Origin of the sequence: Nonomuraea bangladeshensis (assembly GCF_039529455.1) — a bacterium.
In the GTDB taxonomy this organism is placed as follows: domain Bacteria; phylum Actinomycetota; class Actinomycetes; order Streptosporangiales; family Streptosporangiaceae; genus Nonomuraea; species Nonomuraea bangladeshensis.
In genome coordinates this window covers 93,415-110,365 of sequence record NZ_BAAAMV010000002.1, presented here as the reverse complement: position 1 = coordinate 110,365, position 16,951 = coordinate 93,415, and the positions used below count along the sequence as shown (strand labels likewise).

Annotated in this window: 15 protein-coding genes; 10 read left to right on the top strand and 5 right to left on the bottom strand. The window is 74.6% G+C overall.

Features of this window, described 5'->3' with window-relative positions; translation table 11 throughout:
* Positions 1 to 34 precede the first annotated feature (34 nt).
* Positions 35 to 574 (top strand): response regulator transcription factor, encoded by a 540-nt coding sequence (locus ABD292_RS04600; protein WP_344205452.1) that lies wholly within the window; start codon positions 35 to 37, stop codon positions 572 to 574.
* Positions 575 to 578: 4 nt separating this feature from the next.
* On the opposite strand, the gene ABD292_RS04595 is transcribed toward ABD292_RS04600, so the two are convergent.
* The 5 genes from ABD292_RS04595 to ABD292_RS04575 all read right to left on the bottom strand — a co-directional run bounded on the left by ABD292_RS04595 (position 579) and on the right by ABD292_RS04575 (position 6,957).
* Positions 579 to 2,180: a thiopeptide-type bacteriocin biosynthesis protein gene (locus ABD292_RS04595; protein WP_344205450.1), complete on the bottom strand. Its 1,602-nt coding sequence runs from the start codon at positions 2,178 to 2,180 to the stop codon at positions 579 to 581.
* Between the two features lie 13 nt (positions 2,181 to 2,193).
* A complete protein-coding gene (locus ABD292_RS04590) occupies positions 2,194 to 3,969 on the bottom strand; it encodes a TOMM precursor leader peptide-binding protein (RefSeq protein WP_344205448.1) in 1,776 nt (591 codons plus the stop codon).
* Between the two features lie 2 nt (positions 3,970 to 3,971).
* Positions 3,972 to 5,612: a hypothetical protein gene (locus tag ABD292_RS04585; protein ID WP_344205446.1), complete on the bottom strand. Its 1,641-nt coding sequence runs from the start codon at positions 5,610 to 5,612 to the stop codon at positions 3,972 to 3,974.
* Positions 5,609 to 6,691 (bottom strand): hypothetical protein, encoded by a 1,083-nt coding sequence (locus ABD292_RS04580; protein WP_344205444.1) that lies wholly within the window; start codon positions 6,689 to 6,691, stop codon positions 5,609 to 5,611. The genes ABD292_RS04585 and ABD292_RS04580 overlap by 4 nt, the downstream gene beginning before the upstream one ends.
* Before the next feature lie 80 nt (positions 6,692 to 6,771).
* Entirely contained in the window at positions 6,772 to 6,957 is a 186-nt protein-coding gene (locus ABD292_RS04575; protein ID WP_329579942.1) for a thiazolylpeptide-type bacteriocin, read from the bottom strand.
* Between the two features lie 205 nt (positions 6,958 to 7,162).
* Here ABD292_RS04575 and ABD292_RS04570 point away from each other — a divergent pair, with 205 nt between their 5' ends.
* The 9 genes from ABD292_RS04570 (at position 7,163) to ABD292_RS04530 (ending at position 16,942) form a co-directional block, all read left to right on the top strand.
* Positions 7,163 to 8,107, top strand: a complete 945-nt coding sequence (locus ABD292_RS04570) for an ABC transporter ATP-binding protein (RefSeq protein ID WP_344205443.1) — start codon at positions 7,163 to 7,165, stop codon at positions 8,105 to 8,107.
* Complete coding sequence (locus ABD292_RS04565; protein WP_344205442.1) at positions 8,104 to 8,913, top strand: ABC transporter permease; 810 nt, start codon at positions 8,104 to 8,106, stop codon at positions 8,911 to 8,913. The genes ABD292_RS04570 and ABD292_RS04565 overlap by 4 nt, the downstream gene beginning before the upstream one ends.
* A 70-nt stretch (positions 8,914 to 8,983) precedes the next feature.
* Positions 8,984 to 9,145: a thiazolylpeptide-type bacteriocin gene (locus ABD292_RS04560; protein ID WP_329579952.1), complete on the top strand. Its 162-nt coding sequence runs from the start codon at positions 8,984 to 8,986 to the stop codon at positions 9,143 to 9,145.
* A gap of 10 nt (positions 9,146 to 9,155) precedes the next feature.
* A complete protein-coding gene (locus ABD292_RS04555; protein ID WP_344205441.1) occupies positions 9,156 to 9,302 on the top strand; it encodes a thiazolylpeptide-type bacteriocin in 147 nt (48 codons plus the stop codon).
* Positions 9,303 to 9,316: 14 nt separating this feature from the next.
* Positions 9,317 to 9,478 (top strand): thiazolylpeptide-type bacteriocin, encoded by a 162-nt coding sequence (locus tag ABD292_RS04550; protein WP_329579958.1) that lies wholly within the window; start codon positions 9,317 to 9,319, stop codon positions 9,476 to 9,478.
* A gap of 63 nt (positions 9,479 to 9,541) precedes the next feature.
* A complete protein-coding gene (locus ABD292_RS04545; protein WP_344205438.1) occupies positions 9,542 to 12,109 on the top strand; it encodes a lantibiotic dehydratase in 2,568 nt (855 codons plus the stop codon).
* Positions 12,106 to 13,278, top strand: a complete 1,173-nt coding sequence (locus ABD292_RS04540; protein WP_344205437.1) for a lantibiotic dehydratase C-terminal domain-containing protein — start codon at positions 12,106 to 12,108, stop codon at positions 13,276 to 13,278. Before ABD292_RS04545 ends, ABD292_RS04540 begins: the two co-directional genes overlap by 4 nt.
* Positions 13,275 to 14,999 carry a hypothetical protein gene (locus ABD292_RS04535; RefSeq protein WP_344205435.1) on the top strand — a complete coding sequence of 575 codons (1,725 nt, stop codon included), beginning with the start codon at positions 13,275 to 13,277 and terminating at the stop codon, positions 14,997 to 14,999. The genes ABD292_RS04540 and ABD292_RS04535 overlap by 4 nt, the downstream gene beginning before the upstream one ends.
* Positions 14,996 to 16,942, top strand: a complete 1,947-nt coding sequence (locus ABD292_RS04530) for a TOMM precursor leader peptide-binding protein (RefSeq protein WP_344205434.1) — start codon at positions 14,996 to 14,998, stop codon at positions 16,940 to 16,942. The genes ABD292_RS04535 and ABD292_RS04530 overlap by 4 nt, the downstream gene beginning before the upstream one ends.
* The last annotated feature ends 9 nt before the right edge of the window (positions 16,943 to 16,951 follow it).

The window sequence follows — 16,951 nt, the reverse complement described above, 5'->3', positions numbered from 1 at the left end:
ATCGGGACCGCACCCCTCCCCGCCTGGAGCGCCCATGATCTCCGTGTCCCTGATCATCGACAATCCCGATCTGCTGGTCATCGCCACCGCCTCACTGGCGGCCGACCCCGGCTGCAGGCTTCTGGCCAGGGCCGGCAGCCTCCCCGAGCTGACCGATCGGCAGGGGGACCGGGCGGACGTGATCGTCGTGGACGCCGCCCTGGCCGGGCCGCCCGACGGCGCCGAGACCCTCCGGCTCCTGCGCGCCGCGGGCCACCGCGCCTTCGCGCTCGGCGAGGACGCCACCCTCGTGGAGGCGCCCGCGCAGTCCGCTCTCGCGCCCGGCCGGCTCGCGCCCGCCATCCGCGCCTTGCTGGGGGTCGGCCCGCAGTTGTCGGGCCAGGAACGGGCGGTGCTGCTCGGGTACGCCTCCGGGCTCACGCTGGAGACCGCCGCGCGCCGGGCGGGCATCCAGCCGTCCACGGCCAAGAAGTACCTGGAACGTATCAAACGCAAGTACGCCGACTGCGGGCGCAGCGCCTACACCAAGGTGGACCTGGCTCGCTGCGCCCGTGAGGACGGCCTGCTCGGCTGACGGCTCAGCCGGGAAGGCCGACCGGCAGCAGGTACAGCGCGCTCTCGGCGACCCCGTCGAGCCCGAACAGCTCGTGCACCAGGTCGTCGTAGAAACCGCCGAGGGTGATCGTGCCCAGCCCCAGCGCGGTCGCCGCCAGGGTCAGGTTCTGCGCGACGTGGCCTGCCTCCAGCAGGGCGAAGCGCAGGGCCCGCGTGCCGTACCTGGGGCGGTGGGTGTCGAGGTGGGCGGTCAGCAGCAGGACGGCGGGCACGCGGGTGACGTCGATCAGGCCGAGCCGCTCGTCCGCCTGCGCCGAGGTCAGCCACATCGAGGTGGCCGCCAGTTCGTCGTCCGCCGGCGGCGTTCCGAGCCGTCGCAGGGCGCGGCCGTCCTCGCCGACGTGGTAGGTGCCCGGGTCCAGCCCTTCGACCTCGCGCACGACCAGACGCAGGCGCGTGCCGTACCTGGCTCCCGCGCCCGGGAACGGGCGGCGCCGGTAGGCATGGGCGGGGCCGTCGCCGAAGCGCAGCGTGCGGTCGGCCCTGGCGCCGAACGCCAGGCCCAGCAGCGAGCCCAGCTCCGCGGCGCCCACCGGGCCGGTAAGGGTACGGCAGGAGGCCCGGCGGTCCAGGGCCTCGCCCAGCGGCAGGCTGAGCGGCGGGCCCTCCGGCAGGCGCACCTCGGGCAGTCCGGGCATCGGCGGCCGGTCCTGGGAGGGCACGCCGTGGGAGTCGTCGGGCAGCGACGGCAGGATCCCCGGCGGGTACTTCGACTCCTCCAGGTAGCGCTGGTCGGCTCCCGCGTCGGCGGCCAGCAGCGCGGCGACCAGCCAGCACACCGCGCGCTCCTCGTCGGGCCGGACGCCCAGACGGTTGCAGAGCATGTGCAACTGCGACGCCCAGATCCACAGCCGGCGCACCTCGTCGAGCCCGCGCGCGGCCAGCTCGCCGTCCGCCTCGGCCACCGTACGGCGCCAGCGGACGCACAGATCGTCATCCTCGGCGGCGGCCAGCAGGTGGCGCAGCGCCTCGCCCTGGCCGGCCACGAGCCTGGCGGTGCGCGCCAGGGGCACGGCGGGCGGCAGGAGCTCGACCTCGCCGGTGTGCCGCCAGCTCGCCGCGTGCCTGCGCAGCCAGGCCGCCGCGGCCCGCTCGTCCAGGCCGAGTCCCAGCGTGGTGGCGCGGACGAGGTGGATGGCGGCGCTCAACCGTCCTTGCGGGAAGCGCCCTGACAGCGCCTCCACGGCGGTCTCGGTGGAGCGGCAGAAGACCCGCTCGGCCACGCCGATGCCCTCGGCTCCGCCGTACCTGCCGGTCTCCGGCTCGTAGGCGATCGACTTCACGATCCCGTGCGGCGTCCAGCCGGCGTCGGCGGGCAGGTCGGGGGGCAGATCGCCCGCCACCGCGTCCGCCAGCGCGTCCGCCACCGCCCGCTCCAGCTCCGCCGGGTCGCGGGCGCCGAGGGCGCGCACGCGCAGGTGCGGCCCGCCCTCCCAGTACCTGATGAAGAACCAACCGGACGTGCGGCGGGCGGCCATGAGCGGGCCCAGGACGCCGGTGAGGAAGTCGTCGGTCCGCTCCACGGACCAGTGCACGAAGCAATGCAGGCTCGTCCAGGTGTCCACGGCAGTCCTCACGTCAGGGGAAGGGGTGGGGGTGGAAGGGCAGGTCGTCGTAGCGCGGCGGTGCGGGCAGGCGGCCCAGCCTCGCGGGCACCTCCAGCAGCCGGGGCAGGCCGCGGGTGCGGCGGTAGACGTGGCCGAAGGTCATCGGCAGCGACCCCGGCACGATCACCTTGGCGGCGTGCAGCCCGAGCCGCTCGCGGGTGACCGGCTCGCTCTGGTCGACCGCTATCACCTCCAAGCCCCGCGCCGCCAGCTGCGCCACCCACTCCGACAGGTGCTCGCCCAGGTCGGGTACGGCGGGGCGGCGGGGCCACACCTCGCGCCAGGACACGGGGGTCTCCTCGCCGCTCAGGAAGGAGTGCCAGGGGGCGGCCTCGGCCAGAGCGTTGACGAAGACGTGGTCGTCGACCGTGCGGACCAGCGTGGGGTCCTCCAGCATGGGCCGCAGCCGGTCGGGGTCGAAGGAGACGATGCGCGGATCCGCGGCGTTCCTGGCGTTGATGTAGACCTCGACGACGGCCGACCTGACGGCGGTGAGCGGGTCATGGTGGGCCCCGGCCGCGAACAGGGCGTTCGGCCGCCGCGGATCCGGCACGCGCCGGCGGATCATGCTGAGGACGGCCGGCACGCCGAAGTCGTTGGTGGCGTCGAACAGCAGCAGATCGTGCCCGAGCGAGCCGAGCCGGTCGGCCAGACGGCAGATCTGCGGGTCCTCCGTCGGGGTGGCGATCCGCCGCAGCGGCGTGCGGGCGTACCAGGCCATCAGGAAGGCGTCGCGCTCGGCGACCTCGAACAGTCCGTACAGAATCGCCTCGGCCAGGCTGGAGCCGAGCCCGCAGCCGTTGGAGGAGTCGTAGATCGAGCGCCTGCCGCGCAGCCGCCAGTACACCAGCTCCTCGGGCACCAGCCGGTCGCGCCCGTGGGTCAGCGACCAGCCGTGGACCCAGGCGAGCGGCAGGCCGGGAGCGTAGGGCGTCAGGCGGAAGGCCGGATGGTCCGTCAACTCCGGCTCGTGCAGGCCGAGGGTGGCCGGATCGACCGCGACGTGCGGGTCGAGCTCGGCGTGGGCGGCGCGCACGACGGTACGGCTGCCGCGCGGCGTCATGCCGGTCAGCCGCTCCAGCGCCTCGAACAACGCCACCCGCTCGGCGTCGGCGAAGTCCTCCGCCCTGCCGTACCCCGCCTCGGAGGAGTCGGCGGCGCCCGGCAACTCGGCGCTGGCCAGGGGCAGGCTGCGCGAGCCCCAGCGGAACAGCCGCAGCACCGGGCCGACCCGCCAGTCCAGCAGGACCTCACGCAGCCCGCCCGCGCCGGCCGTGCGGGGGTTGGCCTCGCGCAGGCCGGTGCCGGTGACCGGGTGCGAGGCGATCGTGATCGGGCGCGGGGAGTCGTCGGGCAGCGGTGCGCAGACCCGGCAGCCGCCGAAGGGCCGCACCCGGTGGGTGGAGACCTCCAGGCTCTCGCCCCTGATCGCCCACATGACGCCGTCCTGCGGCCGCTCCGCCAGACGCTCGACCAGGCGCTCGACCAGGGCGGCGACCGTCGGCGGGACCGAGCCGCCCATGACCTGGCCGGTGTGCGGGGTGTGGCCGGGCAGGGCGTGGATCCTGGCGTGCTCGGCGCAGGCCACGCACGCGCTCGTTCCCGGTCCGGTGAGCGGGCCGACCAGCACCAGGCCGCCGTCGCAGCGCACCGGAAGGACGGCGGGCCCGCCGTCCACGGCGCGGGCGGCCAGCTCGGTGACCGATTCCAGGGTCCAGGTGTCGAGGACGACGACGTCGAAGTCCATGCTCAGCTCCGCCAGATCTGGAAGCCCGCCGCGCTCACCGCGCAGGGCCGTTCGTCGCGGTGAGGCAGGCAGCCGGTCAGCTCGCGCAGGCGGGCCTGCAGCTCCTCCTCGTACGCGGAGAGCGCGGCGGGCCACAACCACCTGCCCAGATCGCCGTCGCGCTCCTCCGGGGTGAGATCGGGGCAGGGTACGGCTCCGCAGACCGGCGTGACCGGCCCCGGTGCCAGGAGCGTGCCGACTGCGGCCATGGCGGCCATGGCCGCCGCCTCGTCACGGTCGCGCTCGACCGCCCAGCCCAGGCGGGAGCCGCCGCTGTCGACGATCTCGGCGTGCCAGGCGCCGTCCAGGTCGCGCAGGCACAGCCGCACGGCGCGGCCCAGACGGCGGGTCAGGACGCGCCACCAGTGGCTGCCGGGGACCGGGCCGCGCCACGGGGAGAGCCCGGCGGCCAGGCGGTCGGCCAGGCGGCGCAGGAGGACGCCGCAGGCGTGCAGCTCGTCCGCGCCCACGGCCGCGCGCGCCGGGTCCTCGCCGATGAGCGCCTGGGCGGCGGCCTGAACGGCCGCCAGATGGGCGGTGTCGGTCGTGGGACCGGCTCCGGTGACCTCGCGGCCGGGCAGCGGGCAGACGACCAGGCCGAGGGGGAGCTGGGGGTGGCCGTCCGGGACGGCGGGGGGCAGCGCCCCGAGGTCGGGGTCGGTGAGCAGCGCGGCCCGCCGGAGCGCCTCCTCCAGCGTGACGCGGCGGGCGGGCGAGACCGGGGCGGCCGGCGGCCAGGGGCGGTAGGAGGCCTCCAGCGGGTCGGCCTTGGCGAGCAGGACCTCGCCGGACCTGGCGGGCCATCCGGCGATCGCCCTCACCATCCGGTCGGCCGCCGCGGCTCCCAGCAGCTCGGCCAGCACCGCATCGGGCGCGAGCCCGTGGCCCGCACCGGGCAGGTGAGGGGTGGCCAGAGGGCCTGCGAGGCGAGTGGCCGGGGCGTCGGGCAGGTGAGGGGTGGCCGGGGGGCCCGCGAGGCGGGCGGCCGGGGCGTCGGGCAGGTGAGGGGTGGCCGGGGGGCCCGCGAGGCGGGTGGTCAGGGCGGCGGCCAGGGCGGCGGCCTGGGCGGGGGGCAGGGCGGGCGTGACGAACCCCGTCGGGCCCAGGCCGGCGGCGCGGACCACCAGTACGCCCGCGATGAGCGTGAGGCCGTCCGAGGCGGGCGCCGTGCGGGCGCCGACATGGCAGCGGGCCAGCGCCTCACGCGCCGCCTCCGCCAGCCGCCCCTCGCCCCGCACCGTCACGGTGGCCGCGCCCAGCGAGCGCCACGCCGCGTCCGGGTCGGGCGCCGCCGATTCCAGCCATCCCCGTACGGCCGGCGGCATGCCGTCGCCGGGCCGTACCGCCACCAGCAGGTCGTGCTCCCGCAGCCGATCGAGCAGCATCCGCACGGCCTCCCGCAGAGCGGGCTCCGGGCACAGCGCGTCGAGATCGCGCTCGCTCACCCCCTCTGCGAGCAACGGCGCCAGCCGCTGCCACAGCGGCCACAGCCCGGCCGCCCCCTCCAGGCTGACCGCGCCGCTCCACGACCGCAGGTGCACACCCGCGGGCAGGCGACCGGCCCGCACCACAGGGCGCAGCCGCAGGACCGCCTCCGCGCTCACGCCGGAGCTCCGCTCAGCCGCTCGCGCCACGTCCGCCCGGTGATGCGCTCGACCGCCTCGCTGAACAGGTAGGCGGCCAGGTAACGCTCCACAGGCCGCAGGTCGCACAGCGCCAGCAGGCGGTAGAGCACGTTGGTGCCGAAACGGTAGAGCCCGAAGGGCCTGCTCAGCGCCACCTTCTCGAACCCGGACCGGTTGAGCAGCTGGTGGTATTCGCTGTAGTGGCGGCGGGTGAAGTCCCACCGGATCTCGGTGTCGCCGCCGAAACGGGCGGCGACGGCGGCGTGCCCGTTACGGCCGCCGACCAGGGCGGCGGTGTCGAGAGCGGCGTCGGCGTGCGCGGACGCGTCACGTGACCAGGCGCGCCAGGCCGCCGCGACGCCCTCCAGCCGGCCGGGCAGCACCCCGCCTTCCGCGACGGTGCGGACCAGCTCGGTCACCCCCGCGCCGCGCTCGGCCCACTGGCGCTCGAAGGCCGCCTCCAGGCTGCCGTCGGGATCCTCGTAGGCCAGATGGTCGGCCACGTGCGACAGGAAGGACTGGTAGCCCGCTCCCAGCCCGGCCGGATATCCGGCGGCATGGGCGGTGATCGCGACCAGGGCGAGGGTGACGCGGGAGCCGGGGTCGCCGGCCAGCTCGAGTGACCGCTCCACCGCGCCCAGGCCGAGGGCCAGCAGCTCGCACCGCGCGAGCACGGCGGCCCGCGAGCCCAGCAGGTCGACCAGGGGAGCCAGGTCGGCAGGGCGCACCAGCACCGAGTTGTCAGGGTGGAGGGGTGCGTACGGCCCGGGCACGAGCTCGGCGCGTCCGGCCAGTTCCGCCTGCCGTACCAGCTCGGCCGGATCCACCACGGCGGTGGAGGGGAAGGCCGCCAGGTGGCGTCGGCAGGCGTCGGCGGCCTCCTCCGCGGCCCGGACGTGATCGCCAGGACCGTGGAAACGGAGCAGGACGTGCGGCCCGCGCAACCAATGCCGATCGAGGTGGACGCTGCCGGGAAAAGACCGCGCGAGCGGAATGAGGAATTGCCGCAGCAACGGCGCCTTGAAGTCCTCGTAATAATGGCAGACAACGTCGATCATACGTACCCGTCCAAGCGCGCAAATGGGTTCTTGAATGGCCGGGGCGCAGTTCCGGCGGAAGCGGCGTCCCGGCCGGTGGATCACTCGATCTCGGTACCGCCGCAGCAGGACGACGAGCCGCAGGTGGAGCAACCGCCGCAGCTCGACGATCCTGACGAGGCGCCGGTCTCGGGCAGGGCGACGGCGTCACGCATGGCCGTCACCTGCAGACTGGACAGATCCAGGTCGGCGAGGCCGAAGTCGGCGGTAGTGATCGCAGGGGACATGATTCACCTCCCAGGTGCTGGAGTTCGACTCCCGGAGTATGAGCCGCGTCCCGCCGCGATCACCTGACAGCTTTTCTGCTGTCTTGACCATGCTGTCGGAAAGGTGTACTGACAGCGGTCGGCCAATTTTTCGGACCTTGACTGTCGCGAGCCCACGTGAATACGCTTCGCCCGTTTCCACGACGCGATCGGTATCGGTGAAGAAATGAACGCTGTCGAGGTCGAGAATCTCACCAAGAATTACCGGGGAAATCCCCGTGCCGCGGTCGACGGGATCAGCTTCGAGGTACGCCACGGAGAGGTCTTCGGCATGCTCGGCCCGAACGGGGCCGGCAAGACCACCACGGTCGGCGTGCTGACCACGCGGGTGCGTCCCAGCGGCGGCCGGGTGGTCGTCGAGGGCGTCGACGTGCTGCGGGAACCGACGCGGGCCAGGCAGGTGCTGGCCGTGGTGCCGCAGCGGACCAACCTGGACCGCTCGCTGAGCATCCGGCAGGTCCTGCAGTGCCACGCCGCCTACCACGCGGTGCCCCGCGCCGAACGGCGCAGGAGGGCCGACGAGCTGCTGGAGCGCATGGGCCTGGCCGACCGCGCGGGCGACCGTACCGACCGGCTCTCCGGCGGTCAGGCGCAGCGCGTGATGATCGCCAGGGCGCTCATGCACGAGCCGCGCGTGCTGTTCCTGGACGAGCCGTCCGGCGGGCTGGACCCGCAGTCGCGGCTGTTCGTGCACGAGCGCATCGCCGAGCTGCGCGAGCGCGGCGTGACCGTGGTGCTGACGACGCACCAGATGGACGAGGCGGCCAAGCTCTGCGACCGGGTCGCCATCCTGGACCACGGCAAGGTGCTGGCGCTGGACACCCCCGGCGCCCTGGTCAGGGAGCTGCCGGGCAGCAACACCCTCACGCTCTCGCTGGACCCGGCCGAGGGCGCGGCGGCCGCGGCGCTCGCCGCCGTCGAGACCGTCGAACGCGTGGAGGAGCTGCCGGGCGGGCGCGTACGCCTGTACACCTCGCACGACCCCGGTGAGGTGCTGCCCACCGTGGTCAAGGCGCTGGCCGGCCACGACCTCACGCTCGCCGGGGTGGAGTTCGCCCGCCTCGGCCTGGAGGACGTCTTCCTCCGCCTCACTGGACGGGAGCTGCGATGACCACCATCGACGAGGCCAGGGCCGCGACCCCCAGGCCGCCCGTGGCGCGCTCCTTCGCCGCCATCCTCACGCGCGACCTCGTCGTCACCTGGCGCGAACTGCCCGCCTTCCTGACCCAGGTGGTGCTGCAGCCGCTGTTCATCCTGTTCGTCTTCGGCACGGTCCTGGGCGACCTGGGCTACGTCGGCGGCGACTTCGGAGCGGTGCTGCTGCCTGGAGTCATCGCGCTCAACGCCTTCGTCGGAGGGCTGCAGAACACCGCGCTGCCGCTGACGCTTGACTTCTCCTACAGCAGGGAGATCGAGGACCGGCTGCTGGCCCCGCTGCCGATCTGGCTGGTGGCCGTCGAGAAGATGCTCTTCGGCACGGTTCGCGGCCTGCTCGCCGGAGCGGTCATGATCCCGCTGGGCCTGCTCGTCCTGCCGGGCACCGAGATCGCCCTCGCCTCCGTGCCGCCCGCCCTGCTCGTCATGGCCCTGGGGGCCTTCGTGGGCTCGGCGATCGGGATGACCCTGGGCACCGCGGTCTCGCCCCGGGGCATCAACACCGTCTTCGCGGCGGTGCTGACGCCGCTGATGTTCACCGGGGCCACCCAGTTCCCCTGGCCGGAGCTGGAGCGGCTGCCGTGGTTCCAGGTCGTCTGCGCGCTCAACCCGCTCACCTACGTCAGCGAGGCCATGCGCGCGGTCATGGTCCCCCAGATCCCGCACCTCGCGTTCTGGCTCTGCCTGCTGGTCATGGCGGTGGCCGGCGCGGGGTTCGCGGTCGCGGGCGCGCTCGGTTTCGGCCGCCGCGCCCTGGACTGAAGGAGGTGCCCGCCGCTTCCCTTCCACCCGCCAGCCGCACTCGCACGTGTACGGAAAGGAATGAAACCCCATGCCGAACCTGACCTTCAACCTGGAGGACCTGGCTCTGGAGGAGCTGTCGGTCACCACGATGCGCGACGGCGTCGCGCTTCCCGAGACCGGCGCCTCCGCCTGCAGCGCGTTCACCTCGATCGCCACGTCCTCGTCCTGCTGCTGCATCGTCATCCAGTAGGGAGCGTGCGATGACCGATTTCCCCTTCGAGGTGACGGATCTGAACCTGGAGGAGCTGTCGGTGGCGGCGATGCGCGACAGCGTCGCCCTCCCCGAGACCGCCGCCTCCGGGTGCCTCACCACCTCCTCGTGCTGCTCGTGCATCCAACCCACCTGAGTGAGAGAGGTGCCATGCCCAGTTTCGCCTTCCAGGTCGACGAGCTGGCTCTGGAGGAGCTGTCGGTGACGGCGATGCGTGACAGCGTCGCGCTTCCCGAGACCGGCGCCTCCGGCATCAGCTGCTCCAACCTGTCGATGTCGTGCAGCTCCTGCTGCTCCATCGACCCGATCTAGGAAGCCGCTCCCATCCCCCGGCCGCTCACGGGTGGCCGGGGGACCACCCACAGAGGATGCGTGATGACCAGCACATTGGACAGGCCGTCAGGCAGCGGTACGGCGAGCGCCGAACTGGCGCCCTTCGCGGTGGTCAGGCGCGCGGCCCTGCCGTACCCCGAACGTCCCCAGCGGGCCGAGCCGTGGCGTGCGGCCCTGCGTGAGCTGTCCGGGCTGCTGCGCCGGATGGAGGCGGCCGCGCCCGGCCTGTCCGACGCGCTCGCGGCCAGTGCCGCCCGCCACTCCCTCGACTTCCACCGCGCCGTGGTGCTGCCGCTGCGGCGCGACGTCCACAACGGCCGGGTGCCGCGCGAGTCCCTCGTGGCCCGGCTCGGCGACCTGCCAGAAAGGGTGCCCGGACTGGCCGGGTGGCTGGCCGCCGCCCGCGCACGCGCCCGGCTGGAGCAGGAGCTCGCGGCCGGATGGGGCGACGCGCTGACGGCGGAACGCGAGGTCCTGGCCGGCATCTGTACGGCCGAGCCGCTGCGCCAGGCCGTCACCCTCACCGGGCGCGACCTGCTGTACGGCGTGGACCGTACGGCCGCGTGCGCCGGGCGCCCCGACAAGCGCGCCCGCCAGGCCGAGCCCACCGTGCTGCGCTACGCGCTGCGCGCCACCTCCAAGACCAGCCCGCTGTCCTGGTACACCTCGGTCGGCCTCGGCTGGTGGGACGGGCGCCCTGGCTGCGACCCCCCGCCGCGCGCCTGCTCGCAGGTCAACCACGTCCTGGTCACCCGGCTGCTGAACGCCCTCCTCGGGGACCCGGGCAGACGCGTGAACCTGCCGCACCGGCTCGCACCCGCCCTGCGCGAGCGCGACGGGCGGGTGGTGTACCAGCGCGACATCCCCCAGGCCGACGCCACCCACGTGCACGCGGCCCGGGAGGAACGGGTCGAGCTCGCCCTCACCGGGCCGATCGCCTTCCTCCTCCGGCACCTGCGCCAGGGGGAACGCACCCCTCGGGAACTGGCCGAACTGCTGGCGCGCAACATCGCCGACCCGGCGGCCGCGCAGGCGGCGGGCGCGTACGTGGGACAGATGATCGACGTCGGGCTCATCGTGCCGGTGTGGCCGGTCGACCCGCAGGACCCGGACCTGCTGGGCTCCCTGGCACGCTGGCTGGAAACCGCCCCGACCGCCGACGGCGTGGTTTCAGACGGTGTGGTTTCTAACGGCGTGGTCGCGGGCGACTCGCTGGCCGGGCGGCTGGCGAGCCTGCGAGAGCGCACCGCGGCCTTCTCCAGCCTGCCCGCCGCCGCCCGCCCGGCCGCGCTCGCCGCGCTGGCCGACGACTGGCGGGAGACGGGCGAGCTCGTGGGCGCCGACCTGGCCGGGGTGCCGGTTCTCATGGAGGACGTCACCCTCCCCCGCCCCCTGGCCCTGGGCGCCGGGCACGGCCGCGCCGACCTTCCCGCGCTGGCCCGGCTCACCCCGCTGACCATGCTCTTCGACCACCACCTGTTCGTCCGCCGCCTGGTCACCGAGCGGTTCGTCGACCTGTACGGCAGCGGCGCCCGCGTGCCCCTGTCCGCCTGCACGGAGCTGATGTCGCAGGTCTGGAGCCAGGTGCTCGGCAACAGGCGGCGCGACCCCGGCATCGAGGCCGCCCGCGAGCAGGTGCGCGAGCTGATCTCCGCCGCCGGCGACCCGCACTCGCTCGACCGCGAGATCCCCAGGGAAGCCGTCGACGCCGCCGCGGACCTGCTGCCCGCCTGGGTGCACGCCCGGCCGGTCTCCTACTCCTACTTCGTCCAGCCCGTCCCCGGCGGCGGGCTCGCGGTCAACCACGTCTACGCCGGGTTCGCCAGGTTCACCAGCCGCTTCCTGCCCCAGCTCGACCCCTCGGCCACGGCGGCCGTGACGGAATGGCTGCACCGCGTCCTGGGCCCCGACACGGTGCAATACCGCCCGGTGCTGGGCTTCAACGCCAACCTGCACCCCATGGTCACCGCCCGCGAGGTGGGCGAGGACCCGCGCTGGGCCGACCTCCCGCCCGAGGAGCTCGACCTCCTCCACGACGAGGACACCGAGCTCGTCCGGGTCGTCGACCGCGCCACCGGACGCCCCCTGAGCGTGCTCTACCTCGGCTTCCTCGTGCCCTACTCGCTGCCGGACCGCACCGCGCCCCTCACCGCGGACCTGGTGTGCGGGCATCCGGCACTGTCCGGCCTCGTGGGCAGGCGCGAGACGGGCGGGGTGACGGAGCTGGGGCGGCTGACCCACGACGGGATCGTGCTGCAGCGCCGCAAGTGGAAGTTCGCCGACGACGCGGCCACCGCGCTGCGCGAAGCCTTCAGGAGCGAGCATCCCGCCGTCGCCGCCGCCCGTCTCCGGGCCCGCCACGGGCTGCCCGAGCACCTGTTCGCCGAGGCGTCCACGGCCGTGGACTCGCTGGCCGGGTTCCTGCGCAAGCTGCGGGCGGCCAAGCCGCAGTACGTCGATCTGGGCAACGCGCTGCACCTGCGCTGCCTGCCCGCCCACCTGGAGCGGTACCCCGAGGACATCGCCCTGGTGGAGGCCCTGCCCGTACCGGGGACCGTGGACGAACCGGTGACCGAGCTCATCGTCGAATCCTGCTGGAGAGCCTCATGAGCGAGTTGGACGTCGTCTGCTATTACTACGAGCCGGTCAAGGCGGGGCTGCTCAGGCAGGCCGTCTTCCCCGCGCTGGAGGAGGCGGTCGCGGCGGGCGTGCGCGGGCACGTCGAGCGCCACTGGCTCCACGGCCCCCACGTGCGCGTCCGCCTCCGACTCGGCCCAGACACGATGAGCGCCGCGAACCCGGTCTCCGCGCCCGGAGCGGCCGTCCTGGCGGAGCTGGCCGCTGCCGCGGAGCTGGTCGCCGACCGGTTGCGCGGCCACCTGAGCCGCCACCCCTCGACCCACCGGCAGACCTCCGCCGAACTACTCGCCCACTCGCGCGAGGCCGGGCGCCTGGAGCTGGTCGCCGGGCCGTACGAGCCCATTTTTCCCGACAACACCGTCACCACCACCCCCGCCGACCACGCCTCGGCGGCCGGGCTGCTGGGCTCGGCCGAGCTGGTACGGCTGCGCTCGCGCGTGCTCGAACGGGGCATGCCGCCGTGCCGTACCGCCCTGGACCAGCTCGCGTCGGACGGCGACAGCGCGCCCGGCCGAATCGCCCTGGCGATCACCGCGATGACCGTGCACGCCGACGAGTACCCGCACGGCCTGCAGCACGGCTACCACTCCTTCCTGTCGCACGTGGAGGATTTCCTCACCTGGCACGACCCGGACGGGCGGGTCCGGCGTGGTCTCGACACCGCCTGGGAACGCAACCGCGAGGCGACCGTCGACCTCGTGGCACGCATCGCCGAAGGACACCGGCCCTCCGCCGCCGTGTCGGCCTGGCGGGCCTGGAGCGCGGCGGCCCGCGCCGAGGCCGGGCAGGCCTACGACGACGGCGTCCTGGTGATGGAGCTCGGACCCGGCTACGCCGCACGCGCCGCCCTGCTCGACGATCCGCGCACCGCCCGGCGCTGGGACCCGGGCGCCCCGCGCGAGGTCAGTGAATACCACCGGGCGCTGCGCTCGGTGGACTTCACCCGGCCTCCGCTCGGCCGCAGCTTCACCGTCTACCGGTTCGGCACGAACATGCTCTACCAGCTGCTGGCCGTCTGCGACGTCACCCCCATGGAGCGGTACCTGGCCGCCTCGATGATGGCCCGCGCGGTCCAGCAGGTGACGGGCACCAGCTGGCGCGAACAGCTCGGGGCGCCCCTCGGGTCGGTGGCGCGATGACGGAGGTGCTCCGGCTGCGCCCGGTCGTCCACGCCGCCCCCACCGCCGACGGGGTGCACGTACGCGGGTGGACGTCGAGCTTCACCGTCAAGGGCGGGGCCGGGCTGTGGCGGCTGTGGGAGCAGCTCGCCGCGGCCCTGGCGGGCGGCGTACCCGCCTCCGAGCTGGCCGCCCCGCCCGGCGCCCCGGAACCGGTCGCCCGCGCCGTCGAGCTGATCATCGGCCAGCTGCGCGAGCACGACATGCTCGTGGCCGTGCCGCAGGGGTGGGGAGAACCGGGCCCCGACCTGCCGCCGATCGCGGTGGCCGCCTGGCTCGAGTCCTCGGCGGCCGATCCCGCCGCCGCGTGGCACCGGCTCGCCGGGACGGTGTTCACGGTCTGCGGCGCGGGGGCGCCGGCCGCCGCCGCCGAGCGCGCCCTGGCCGCAGCGGGGATGCGCTACCGCCGCGTACCGGGGCCGGCCTCCACGCTGACGCTGGAGGCGTCGGACCGGCTCGCCGTGGTGGCCGGGTGCCTGGGAGAGGTCGGCTACGCCGTACCCCCGGGCTCCGCCGCCACGGCGGCAGCGCTGGCCGCCGCCGTGGCCCACCGCCTGTCGGGCGGGTCAACCGAGACCTCGGCGGATGAGGCATCCGCCGACGCGGCCCCCCGCCTGTCGGACGGGCCCACCGCGGAGCCGCCCGAGGTCCTTTGCGCACTGGTGGCCGGGGCTGCGGTGCACCGGTTGCTGTGCGCGGCGGCCGGGCTGCCCGACCCCTCCCGGGAAGGGCGCGAGACCCCCGCACCGCACCACGCGGTCCTGGTCGCCCGCCTCGACCCGCTCAGGATGGCCTATCACCCCTGGCCCGAGGCCGAACCACCCCGCGAGGCGCTCTCCTGGGAGGAGGCCGTGGCGGCACTCGACGTCCTCGCCGATCCTGAGCTGGGCCTGGTGCCCGCCCCACAGGCGCAGGATCTGCCCCAGCTCCCCGTCAACCTGGCCGCCTGTGGCGAGGTGGTGGGCTACGGCACCACGCTGGACGCCGCCCGCCTGCACGCCGCCCTGTCCGCGGTCGCCCGGCCCTCCGACGTGGCCGTCGGCGTGGATCACCTGCACGCCCGCGGCCTGGCCCTGCGCCTGGCCACCCATCGCGACCGGCTGGAGCCGGTGAAGGCCGTGGAGCTCGTGGAGGAGACGGAGTGGGCCGACGATCCCGCGGCGCGCCGCTGGTGGAAAGCGCTGACCCTACGCCTGGCCGTACCGGCGAGCATCAAAGTGGTACGGCTCGCGGCCGGCGTGGTGCACGCCCAGGTGCGTGCACGCGGGTGCGTCCTCGGCTGGGCGGTGGAAGCCGAAGCAGGCGAGGCGGCGGCCTTCGCCCTGCTCGCGGCGACGGCGAGGGAGCAGGCGCGCCGAGCGGGCCGGTCGATCGCCGAAGGTCCACCGCTCTGCGGCGCGACCCCGGCATGGCAGCCCTCGCCCCAGTCGCTTCCCTGGGGGTACCGGGACCATGCTTGGCCGTCTGGCTCCCGCGAAGGCGAGGCCCGCCTTCAGCAGGCCCTCGCTGCCCTGGCCGGCGAGCATGAGATGTGTGGAGCTGAGGCCACCGCGCTCAGGCCGGCTGCACTCGTAGCGGACGAAGCCGGGGCCGGCGGACTGCGGGCGGTTTCGGGTCTGGTCGCGGTCCGGATACCCCCTGCCCGCGCGGCGCGGCCGCTCGTCCTCGGACGCGCCCGATGAAGATCCGCTCCTGCGCGGCAGAGCTACGCGACACGGACGCCGAGGCGCTCTTCCTGACCCGGTACCGCCTGGCCGAGCTGGAGGAGCTCGCCGCCCGCGCCAAGAGCAGACGGCATCCGTTACTGCCGATCTGCCACGAGGGCGCACTGGTCCTGATCGGCCCGGTCCAGGGCCCCCGAGGCGGCGTCTGCCTGGCCTGCGCCGAGACCCAGCGGCTGGCCGCGTTCGGGACCGCCGTCCCGGTGGGCGACCCGCGGCTCACCCTGCGAGGTGTGGCGTCGCCCGCCTTCCAGCCCGCTCTGCTGGAGCTGGCGGCCACGATGCTCGCCGACGCCGGGCAGCACGCGGACGTCGTCTACGCCCTGCGGACCGACCACGGCTCCATGACCCGCCACACCGTCATGCCCCGCACCGAGGGATGCCCGGCATGCGCACCGCGGCCGGCGGAGGAGCCCATCGTCCAGCCATCGCCCCCAGCTGCGACGGCCGTCGCACAGACGTCGTCCGGGTTCACCGCAGAATCCGCTGCCCGAGCACCGCTGCCGGCCGTCGCGGGCACCTTGCGGACCCACAACCCGAGGACCGAGGGCTCACGCCTGCACGACACGCTCATCGACTCGCGTTACGGCCCAGTGGCAGGTCTCAGACGCAGTGGCTCCCTGGCCCTGCCCACGGTGGCCGCGATGCTGGCCGGTGACCCGGACGGGCAGGTGGCCGGGTTCGGCCGGACGGGGGACTTCGCACAGTCGGAGCGGGTGGCCCTGTTCGAGGCGGTCGAGCGACTCAGCGGCATGCGCCCGCACCGCGGCCCGGCCGGCGCGGCCGGCACGGGTGGCGCGGGTGGCGCGGGCAGGGTGGCGCGGGCGGGTGGCGCAGGCGGTGCGGTGTGGGCGGCCTTCGCCGACCTGGGCCCGGACCGCGCGGTCGATCCCGCCACGCTGGGCCTGCACGAGCCCGACCGGTACCGGACCGACCCCCACCGCACCCTGGTCCCCTACACCCCCGACGTGCCGACCACCTGGGCGCAAGGCTGGTCCTTCACCCGCTCCACGCCCCTTCTCGTCCCCGAGCACGTCGCCTACTGGGGGCTGCCACGAAGCGACGCGGCCAGGTTCGTGGCTGAGACCTCCAGCGGCTGCGGGCTGGGCAACAGCCTGGCCGAGGCGGTGCTGCACGGCTTCTTCGAGGTCGCGGAGCGCGACGCGTTCCTGATGGCCTGGTACGCGGGCACCCCGCTGCCCCGTCTCGCCGTACCGGACGATCATCTCCTGCTGCCCCACCTGGTCGATCGCCTCGACCACCGTGGCTACGTCCTGGAATTCCTCGACGCCACGAACGATCTCGGCGTCCCCGTCGCCCTGGCGATGGCCCGGCGGAGGGACGGCAGGCAGCCCGCGGCCTTCTTCGCCGCAGGAGCGCATCCCGATCCCGTGGCCGCGATGGTCTCGGCCGCCGCGGAGATCGCCGTGGACGTCGAATCCGCCGCCGACCGGGCCAGGCGGGCGCCGGGCGACTACACGAGGGAGCGGCTGCTGCGCCTGCTCGACGACCCGGACCGGATCCGCACCATGGAGGACCACGTCGCCGTGTACGGCCTGCCGGAGGCGGCAGGGAAGTACGCGTTCCTCCTGGAGGACGCTCCGGAACCGGTGCCCGCCCCCGCTCCACCCGGCGGCGACCTGTGGGCGGTTCTCGACCACTACGTCGGCCATCTGCGTGGGCTCGGCCTGGAGCTCGTCGCCGTGGACCAGAGCCACCCCGTCATCCGCGACCGTCTGGGCCTGCGTGCGGCGAAGGTGATCGTGCCGGGCACGCTGCCGATGACCTTCGGCCACGCCAACCGGCGCCTGCGCGGCCTGGACCGGCTCTGGAGCGTCCCCGCCCTCCTGGGCCGCCGCCCCACAAGTGGACCCGACCGCCTGCCACCCCACCCATTCCCGTGACGGAGCCTC

Coding starts and splice junctions, on each gene's coding strand:
- ABD292_RS04600 (WP_344205452.1), top strand. CDS start 35: ATGATCTCCGTGTCCCTGATCATCGACAATCCCGATCTGCTGGTCATC.
- ABD292_RS04590 (WP_344205448.1), bottom strand. CDS start 3,969: ATGGACTTCGACGTCGTCGTCCTCGACACCTGGACCCTGGAATCGGTC.
- ABD292_RS04580 (WP_344205444.1), bottom strand. CDS start 6,691: ATGATCGACGTTGTCTGCCATTATTACGAGGACTTCAAGGCGCCGTTG.
- ABD292_RS04575 (WP_329579942.1), bottom strand. CDS start 6,957: ATGTCCCCTGCGATCACTACCGCCGACTTCGGCCTCGCCGACCTGGAT.
- ABD292_RS04570 (WP_344205443.1), top strand. CDS start 7,163: ATGAACGCTGTCGAGGTCGAGAATCTCACCAAGAATTACCGGGGAAAT.
- ABD292_RS04565 (WP_344205442.1), top strand. CDS start 8,104: ATGACCACCATCGACGAGGCCAGGGCCGCGACCCCCAGGCCGCCCGTG.
- ABD292_RS04560 (WP_329579952.1), top strand. CDS start 8,984: ATGCCGAACCTGACCTTCAACCTGGAGGACCTGGCTCTGGAGGAGCTG.
- ABD292_RS04555 (WP_344205441.1), top strand. CDS start 9,156: ATGACCGATTTCCCCTTCGAGGTGACGGATCTGAACCTGGAGGAGCTG.
- ABD292_RS04550 (WP_329579958.1), top strand. CDS start 9,317: ATGCCCAGTTTCGCCTTCCAGGTCGACGAGCTGGCTCTGGAGGAGCTG.
- ABD292_RS04545 (WP_344205438.1), top strand. CDS start 9,542: ATGACCAGCACATTGGACAGGCCGTCAGGCAGCGGTACGGCGAGCGCC.
- ABD292_RS04540 (WP_344205437.1), top strand. CDS start 12,106: ATGAGCGAGTTGGACGTCGTCTGCTATTACTACGAGCCGGTCAAGGCG.
- ABD292_RS04535 (WP_344205435.1), top strand. CDS start 13,275: ATGACGGAGGTGCTCCGGCTGCGCCCGGTCGTCCACGCCGCCCCCACC.
- ABD292_RS04530 (WP_344205434.1), top strand. CDS start 14,996: ATGAAGATCCGCTCCTGCGCGGCAGAGCTACGCGACACGGACGCCGAG.